The organism is Streptacidiphilus anmyonensis, assembly GCF_000787855.1.
Lineage (GTDB): Bacteria > Actinomycetota > Actinomycetes > Streptomycetales > Streptomycetaceae > Streptacidiphilus > Streptacidiphilus anmyonensis.
Map to the genome: position 1 here is coordinate 586,618 of NZ_BBPQ01000001.1, position 8,989 is coordinate 595,606.

6 protein-coding genes are annotated in these 8,989 nt (G+C 72.3%); all 6 read left to right on the forward strand.

The genetic code is table 11. The features are described from left to right. A partial coding sequence (locus TR50_RS02640; RefSeq protein WP_369405689.1) for a hypothetical protein occupies window positions 1-803 on the forward strand: 803 nt, incomplete at its 5' end. Window positions 804-951: 148 nt separating this feature from the next. Continuing rightward, complete coding sequence (locus TR50_RS02645; RefSeq protein WP_174514789.1) at window positions 952-2,103, forward strand: hypothetical protein; 1,152 nt, start codon at window positions 952-954, stop codon at window positions 2,101-2,103. Further along, entirely contained in the window at window positions 2,100-3,638 is a 1,539-nt protein-coding gene (locus TR50_RS02650; RefSeq protein ID WP_042413112.1) for an SCO6880 family protein, read from the forward strand. Before TR50_RS02645 ends, TR50_RS02650 begins: the two co-directional genes overlap by 4 nt. A 61-nt stretch (window positions 3,639-3,699) precedes the next feature. Beyond that, entirely contained in the window at window positions 3,700-5,055 is a 1,356-nt protein-coding gene (locus TR50_RS02655) for an ATP-binding protein (protein WP_042413113.1), read from the forward strand. Next, window positions 5,055-7,604 (forward strand): TraM recognition domain-containing protein, encoded by a 2,550-nt coding sequence (locus TR50_RS42235; protein WP_052440596.1) that lies wholly within the window; start codon window positions 5,055-5,057, stop codon window positions 7,602-7,604. Before TR50_RS02655 ends, TR50_RS42235 begins: the two co-directional genes overlap by 1 nt. A gap of 243 nt (window positions 7,605-7,847) precedes the next feature. Then, complete coding sequence (locus TR50_RS02665; protein ID WP_042413114.1) at window positions 7,848-8,912, forward strand: hypothetical protein; 1,065 nt, start codon at window positions 7,848-7,850, stop codon at window positions 8,910-8,912. Window positions 8,913-8,989 lie beyond the last annotated feature (77 nt).

Here is an 8,989-nt window from a genome sequence, read left to right on the forward strand (position 1 = left end):
CCAGCCCCACCGCGGCCCGCCTCCCGGCGGGCGAGCAGCCGGCACTGGGGCCGCAAGCCCCCGGCTTCCGCCGACTGCGCCTGCTCGGCGGAGTGTTCGTCGTCGTCTTCCTGCTGGTCGTCGCGGTGGCGGTGATCAACCGCACCAACGGCGGCAGCTCGAACAGCGGCACGGGCGGCGGCAGCACGACCGGCAAGTCCAACGACGCAGGCGCGCAGAGCGCGCCCACCGCCCCGACCGGCACCCAGCCGGTCACCACGACCAGCAACGGCATCGGCGTCCAGTACCCCCGCACCAGCGAGGGCGCGCAGAGCGCCGCCGCGAACTACTCGGTGGTCCTCGGCTCCAGCGAGATGTACGCGACCCAGTCGCGCCACGCGATCCTGCAGACCCTCGCGGACCCGGCCATACTCGCCGGACTGGAGAGCACCTCCGACTCCGCCTACACCAGCCAGAACGCGGTCTTCGGCCTGACGGACGGCCAGGCCCCGAAGGGCCAGACATTCGTCTCACGGACCATCCCGATCGGCACCAAGTCCGACGCCTACACCGGTTCCGAGACCACCGTCGAGGTCTGGTGCACCTCCCTGGGCGGCCTCGCCGGAACCGGATCCGTCCGTCCCGTGACCACCTACTGGTTCACCGAAACGGTCAAGCTTCGCTGGATCAACGGCGACTGGAAGCTGGCTTCCTACGCTCAGCAGGAGGGCCCTGTCCCGGTGAGCGGTAACCAGTCGGTCTCCAACTTCGACTCCATGGCCACTGCTGTCACCCAGTTCGGAGGCTTCCGCTATGCCCGTTGACCTCCGAAAGCTGATTCCCGCAACTCTGGCCACAACCGGCTTTCAGCTTCTGCTCCTGGCAGGCCGCGCATCCGCGGCACCTGGGCCCGTTTCACCCAGCCCGAAGCCGAGCGCGTCCCCGACCGCCAACTGCAAAGACCTCATCGGCATGGCCGCCCAGGCCTGCCAAGCCGGTCAGAACACCAACACCGGCGGCACCCTCCCCGCCTCCCTCGACCCCGTCCAGACGCTCGCGAACAGCTGCGCCAACGCCGCCGCATGGATCGTGCGGAAGCTCTCCGACGGGATCGACAGCACCACCAACGTCGACTTCACCAACACCGCGTTCCTCAAGCAGTACGCGATCGTCTTCGGCGCCGCGACCTTCCTGACGCTGCTGCTGTGGCTCCTCGCCGTCATAAAGCGCGCAGCGCGCGGCGTGCCGTTGCACACCGCATTCAGTGAGGCCATCGGGTTCCTGTGGCTGACCGTGCTCGCCTCCGCGTTCACGCCGTTGATCCTCTACACCGTCGTCAGCGCCACGGACGGCGTCACGGAGGGGATCGCCGCCGGGACGAGGACGGACACCGCCACCTACCTCGGGACCTTCGCGGACACCCTTACCTCGGGGAAGATCGGCGGCGGGCCGATCATCCTCGTGGGGGTGAGCCTCATCGCCATCGTCGCCGCGGCGGTCGTCTGGCTGGAGATGTTCGTGCGGGCCGCGATGCTCTACGTCGGGGCGCTGCTCGGCACCGTCGTCTACGCCGGCATGGTCGACAAGCAACTGTGGAAGCACGTGCGCCGCTGGGCCGGGCTGATGATCGCGGTGATCCTGATCAAGCCCGTCATCGTCATCGTGCTCGGCCTCGCCGGGGCCGTCGCCTCCTCCGCCGGGGCGAACGACGCGTTCGCGACCGTCACCTCCGGCGTGGCGATCCTCGTGCTGTCCATCTTCGCCAGCTCCGTCATCTACCGCTTCGTGCCCGGCTTCGGCGACGACATGGTCGCCATGCGCCGCGCCCGCGCCCAAGCGGTCAGCGCCGGCCGCGCCGTGGTCAACGGCCCCGCGAACTTCATGAAGCAGGGCATCAGCACCCACGCCGGCCGCGACGGCGAGGGCTCCGGCGGAGGCGCAGGCGGCTCCAGCGGAGGCGGCAACAGCGGCGCCGCCGGCGTCTCGCCCGGCATCGCCGCGCACTCGACGCGGACCGCGCCCGCGACGCCGGCTCCGCCGGCCCAGGGCGGCAGTCCGGACCAGGCGGCCCGCGCCGCCCGTACCACCAGCACGTTCGCCAAGGGAGGCGGAAGCCAGCCGTGACCACCCCACCCGTCGGGCAGTACCGGCGCACCTACCTCATCGGCAAGGCCAAGCCGAACGCGGTGATCGGGCGGAACCGCGAGGGCGGCGAGGTCTTCCTGATCATCTTCTGCGCCTTCCTCGGCATGATGTGGGGCATCCTCGTCCCGATCCTCCTGCTCCGGCTGATCGGCCTGATCGGCTTCCCGGCCGTCGGCTTCGCGGTCGTCTACCTGCCCTACCGCAAGCGGACCTTCTACAAGTGGGCCGAGATCAACCGCAGCTACAAGCGGATCGCCCGCTCCCCCGCCGCCGCCTACCGCTCCTCCGCCATGGAGGCCGGGACACGGCTGGCCGGCGACGAGGTCGAGATCGGCCCGCCGCCCGGCATCGGACGGATCCGCTGGCTGGCCGCGCCCTTCGGACCGGACGAGGTCGCCGTCCTGCTCCACCTCGACCGCCGCACCGTCACCGCCGCGATCGAGATCGAGGGCCCCGGCGTCGGCCTGCGGGACAGCGAGGACCAGGAAGCCCTGGTGGAACGGTTCGGCACGCTGCTGCGCCACGTCGCCAACGGCGACGGCTTCGTGACGCGCCTGCAGATGCTGGCCCGCACCCTCCCCGCCGACCCCGACGCGCACGCCAAGGACGTCGCCCGGCGCGGCGACGAGGCCACCCCGCAGTGGCTCAAGGACTCCTACGACCAGCTCCAGGCGATGGTCTCCACCTCCTCCGAGCAGCACCGCGCCTACCTCGTCGCCTGCATGCACTACACCCGCGAGCTCGCCGCCGAGGCGCAGGCCATGGGCCGCACCGCGCACAGCCGCGCCCGCGGCGACGAGGGCCTGGCCGCGGTCATGGCCCGCGAGCTCACCGACATCTGCGCCCGCCTCGCCGAGGCCGACATCCGGGTGCGCCAGCCGCTCGGACAGGCCAGGCTCGCGTCGCTGCTGCACTCCATGTACGACCCGGACCACCAGATCGACCACATCCAGGCCATGTCCCGCCGCAATGCCTGGCCCGCCGAGCTGGACGCGACGAACCCCAACTACCTCCAGGCCAAGACCCGCGAGTCGGTCACCCGCGAGCCCTGGTGCCACGCCACCGCGTGGGTCAAGGAGTGGCCGCTGACTCCCGTCGGCGTGAACTTCCTCGCCCCGCTGCTCGTGCACACCCCGGACGTGATCCGCACCGTCGCCGTCACCATGGACCTCGAGCCCACCGACGTCGCCATCGAGCGGATGCTGACGGAGAAGACCAACGACGAAGCCGAGGCCAGCCGCGCCGCCAAGATGAACCGCACCGTCGACCCGCGCGACCTCGCCCACAGCGGCCGCGTCGACCAGCGCGGAGAGGACCTCGCCTCCGGCGCGGCCGGGGTGAACCTGGTCGGCTACATCACCGTCAGCTCGCGCTCCCCCGAAGCGCTGGCGCGCGACAAGCGGACCATTCGCGCCTCTGCCGGCAAGAGCTATCTCAAGCTGGAATGGTGCGATCGGGAACACCACCGCGCCTTCGTGAACACCCTGCCCTTCGCCACCGGCATCCGCCGCTGACCGCCCTGACCGCCCCGCCCGATCCGCTCGACCCGATCGCCCGAACCACAGGAGGCCGGCCATGGCACCACCAATCGGAGGCTTGACCGAGGGGTTCACCAGCTTTCTCTTCGGCAGGATCGAGACGACCCGGTTGCCGGTGCGCACCTCCACGGGCCAGGCCCAGGCCGTCTACCTGCCGACGGCCGCACCCGGCCTGGGCGATTCGGGCGTGATCATCGGACGCGAGGTCTACAGCGGCAAGGGCTACGTCTACGACCCCTTCCAGCTCTACGGCCAGCAGTTGCCCGCCCCGCACTGGCTGGTGCTGGGCGAGTCCGGCAACGGCAAGTCCGCGCTGGAGAAGACCTACGTGCTGCGGCAACTGCGCTTCCGCGACCGGCAGGTCGTCGTGCTCGACGCCCAGGGCGAGGACGGCGTGGGCGAGTGGAACCTGATCGCGCGGGCGCTCGGGATAACGCCGATCCGGCTCGACCCGCTGGCCGCGCTGGACGGCGGCGTCAAGCTCAACCCGCTGGACCCCGCCATCACCCAGACCGGCCAGCTGGCGTTGCTGCGCACCATCATCGAGGTCGCCATGGGGCGCAGCCTGGAGGAGCGCGCCGGTTTCGCGCTCAAGGCCGCCCACGCGCACATCATCGCGACGGTGACGGAGCGCCAGCCCGTCCTCGGCGACATCATCGACGCGCTGCGCTCCCCCAACACCGACTCGATCGACGCGCTCGGCGTCTCCCTCGAGGACATCCAGACCTGGGGCCTGGACGTCGCCCTGGTGCTGGACCGCCTGGTCGACGGCGACCTGCGCGGCATGTTCGACGGCCCGACCACCGACGGCATCGACCTGGACGCGCCACTGATCGTCTTCGACCTCTCGCACATCGACCGCAACTCGATCGCGATGCCGATCCTGATGGCCATCGTCGGCGTCTGGCTGGAGCACACCTGGATCCGCCCCGACCGCAGGAAGCGCATCTTCCTCGTCGAGGAGGCCTGGCACATCATCAACTCACCCTTCGTCGCACAGCTGTTCCAGCGGCTGCTGAAGTTCGGGCGACGCCTGGGCCTGTCCTTCATCGCGGTCGTGCACCACCTGTCCGACGTGGTCGACGGCGCGGCCGCGAAGGAGGCGTCCGCCATCCTGAAGATGGCCTCGACCAGAACCATCTACATGCAGAAGGCCGACGAGGCCCGCGCCACGGGCCGGGTGCTCGGCCTGCCACGCTGGGCCGTGGAGATCATCCCGACGCTCTCACCGGGCATCGCCGTCTGGGACGTCAACGGCAACGTGCAGGTGGTGAAGCACATCATCACCGAGTCGGAGCGGCCGCTCGTCTACACCGACCGCGCCATGACCGAGGACGCCATCGCCGAGCGCACGCGCGCCTCCCAGCAACTCGCGGACGACCCGGCGGCCTGATGTCCTCTTCACCCTCCCCCTCCGGCCCCCGGCAACCGCAGCAGCCACCGTCGCAGCCACGGCGATGGCAACAGCCGGGACCGGCGTCGGGGCAACCGCAGCCGCAGCCCCAGCAGCGACCGGACCGGGGCATCCCCGACGGTCTGATCGTCGGCCTGCTCGCCGTCCTGCTCGGCACGACGGCGCTGGTCTGGGGCGCGACCGAACTCGGAGGCCTCGCCACCCACGGCCGCTTCCCGCGCCCGCTCCCGTTCCTGTCGACGGCGGGCGCGATCCGCCACCTGGCCACCGACCCCAACGACCTCGCGGGCGCCTGGCCCGGCACGCCGACGGCCTCCCTGCCGTCGGCGGCGGCGTTCTGGCTCACCTTCTTCGCCCTGCTGGCCCTCGTCCTGCTGCTGCTCCTCTCCGCCGCGACGGCCCGCGCGAAGCGTCGGGCCGCACACGACACCCGCAGGCGCGCCCAGGCCGAGGCCGAGGCAGGCGGCGCGGCGGGCGGCGCAGCAGTGGCCGCCTCGGGCGAGGGCGCGGTGGGGGCCGGCGGAGTTGGTGTCGGCGGAGTGGGGGCCGGTGCGGTGGGCGACGCGGGCACGCCCGTCGGGCCGCCGGGCCAAAGGCGTGGGCCGACGCCCACGGACCAGCACACCACCGTCCCCGTCGGCCGCACGCCCTTCGGACCGGTCGCACCCGGTCCGGGCGTCGCGGCCTCGGGCGTTCCGGGCGCAGGTGTGCCGATGGCACCGGGTGTTCCGGGCCCAGCGCCCTCGCCGGGCGGCTCAGCGTCGTCGACCCCGTCCTCGTCGACCGCCACTTCGCCGACCTGGCCGGATAGGGCGGGCTCGTTCGACCGGGGCCCGTTCGACGCAGGCTTCACCGATGCCTTCCCGCCTGGGCAGACCGATGCGGCCCCTTCCGCGTGGGGGGCAGCCGGACCGCACGGCACCCCGGGCGACCCGCCACCGCCAAGCCATCGCGCCGGCCCGGCGTGGCCTGACGCCGCATCGGCCCAAGGCGCCACCCCCGACGCCGCCGCGCCCTGGACGAGCAGCCGATCCGGCATGGTGACCGGTGCGGCCTCGGACGGTCGCGTCATCCCGCAGGGGACGGGTGGCTGGTCGCACGACGCGCCGCAGCACCCGGGCCTGCCCACCGTGACCGACCCCGGGACCGGGTTCCCGGCGGGACGCGCCGACGCCCTCCCCGCCCAGGGTGCGGCCGTCCCGACGCCAGGTGTCGGTGTCGGCGTGCCGCGTCCCAGTGGCTCGACGGCGGCCGGCTGGGCTCAGCGCGGTACCGCCGGGGACGGCTACGGAGTGCTGCCCTTCGCCCTGCCCGAGACCGGGACCTTGTGCGTCTTCGCGCCGGAGGCGGGGGCCGCGGGACGACACGCGCTGATGAGCGCCGCCGTCGCGGACGCGGCGAGCGCCCCGCTGGTCGTCGTCACCGCGGACCCGGAGCTCTGGGACGGGCGTCCGCCGCACCGCCGCGCCGTGCGGTTCGACCCGCAGCAGCTGACCGACGACGATCCCGACTCCCCCCGTGGCCGCTGGGCCCCCCACACCGCGTGCACGGAACCGGTCGTCGCCACCGCCCGCGCCCGCGCCCTGCTGCTGCCCACCGTGCGCCCGGTCGCCGGTGCCGAGGAGCAGTCCGTCCGCAGGCTCGCGGAGACCCTGCTGCGCTGCTGGCTGCGCGCCGCCGCGCTCGACGGCCGCCCGTTCCGCCACGTCGTGCGCTGGGCCGGCACCGGCTCCACGGGCAGCGGATCCACCGCGGGCCGTCAGGAGGCCGTAGCCGTACTCCAGTCGGGCGCCACACCCGTCGACGTGGCGTCCGGTGAGGAGGCCTGGGCCGGTCAGCTCCAGTCGGCCCTGCTCCAGCCCGCACCCGCGCTCGGGGCAGCGCTGGGCCGCATCCGCGCCGCGCTGGGTGCGGCGACCGAGCTGCACGTGCTCGCCGCCTGCACCCCCCAGTCCCCGACCGCCGCCCTCGACCCGGCAGGACTCCTCGAGGACGGCGCCGCCGGCAGCCTCTACGTCCTCGGCCACGCCGGCGACGGCCGGCTCCGCGAACCGGGCAGCAGCAGCGCCCCGGCTGTCCACAGCGCCATGCCGCTACTGTCCGCACTTGTGGACGACGTGGTCCAGCGCGCCTGGAACACAGCCGAGAAAGCGCGCAACGCGGTGGCCGCGCCGGCCCCGGTCTTCGTCCTCGACGACATCGCCGCCGTGGCGCCGTTTCCGACATTGCCGCAGCTCATGACCGATGGGGCCACGCGCGGACTGCGCGCGGTCACACTGCTGCGCTCGCCTGAGCAGGCACGCGCCCGCTGGGGCGAACGCGCTGTCCACAGCCTGTGGACAAACGCCGACCACTGCGCCCTGCTCGGCCCCCTCTCCCCGGCTCCGCTTGCGGCACTCCTCGCGTCCCTCGGCGCCGCCGAGCACAGCGGCCAACAAGCCCTGGGACCGGACGAGCTGCTGGTGCTGGCGGGACGTCACCGCACCGCCCCGCCACAACGTTTCCGCATCGGCCCGGTACGGGGCTGAACCCGGCCACTGCCCAGTCGCACGCCCCTGCCGTACGCTCGGTGGTCCTGACAACTCCGACGAAGGACCGCAAGAAAAATGAGCAACAACGGGGGCTGGTGGCAGCCGCCTACACCGCCGGGGCCACCGCAGGGCCCACCGGGCGGACCGCCGTACGGACCGCCGCCGTACGGGCCTCCGCCACCCGGCGGCCAGTGGGGCCCGAACGGGCCCGCCGGCTACACACCCTGGGGCCGGATCCCGATGGCTCCCAAGCCCGGTGTCATACCGCTGCGGCCACTCAACGTCGGCGAGATCGTCAACGCGATCTACGCGACGATCCGCTACAACTTCCTCGCGGTCTACGGCCCGCCGATGCTCACCGGCCTCGGCTGCCTGGCGCTCCTCGGGATCTTCGGCGCGATCGAGTGGTCGCCGATGCACGCCTTCTGGGTCGACGCCCGCGCCAACGCGGACGTCCCGGGTTGGCACCCGAGCGACGCCGAGCTGACCGACACGGTGATCGCCTTCGGCGGCCTCTTCCTGCTGTGCCTCCTCAGCTCCTTCGCGGTCTACATCGCCGCGAACCTCAGCAGCGTCGCCACCCTGCGCCACGCCGTGGTGGGCCGTCGCGTGGGCCTGCGCCAGGCCGCCTCCGAGAGCCTCCCGAGCCTGTGGCGTCTCCTCGGCGCGCTCCTGCTGGTCCAGCTGCTGTGCGCGATCCCGTTCGTCGTGGTCGTCGGACTGATCGTGGTGTTCGCGGTCGCCACCAACGGCGCGCCCGTCGTGGTGCTCCTCGGTGTCATCGCCTACTTCGCCGCGGGCGCGGGGATGATCTATGTCCAGGTCCGGTTGGTTCCGCTGAGCGCCACGGTCGTTCTCGAGGGCAAGCGCCCGGTCGAGGCCATCAAGCGCGCGTGGCGACTCAACGAGGGCGCCTGGTGGCGCTCGCTCGGAGTCACCCTGCTGGTCTGGCTGATGGGCGCGGTCTTCCAGTTCCTGGTGAACCAGGTACTGTCGATCTTCTACGTGGGCGCGGTCGGACTCGGCGGCAACGTCCCCACCGACCCGAGCAGCCCCACGTACGTTCGCGACCAGATGATCTCGGTGATGGTGCTCTACGCCGTCACGCTTCCGGTCGGCCTGCTGTTCAGCCTGCTGACGCTCCCGCTGATCCCGATGGCTCACGGCCTGCTGTACATCGACCGTCGCATCCGACGCGAGAGCCTCGACATCCAGCTCGCCGAGGAGGCCGGCATCCCCTTCGCCGGCAGCGCACCCCCGCCCCCGGCGGGTCCTGCGGAACCGGTGGACTCCCCCGCGGAGTGAGGTGAACGACTGAGGCCGGAAGACGGGATAACGTCTTCCGGCCTCAGTCATGGGACCTGTGTCATCGGCCCCGTAAC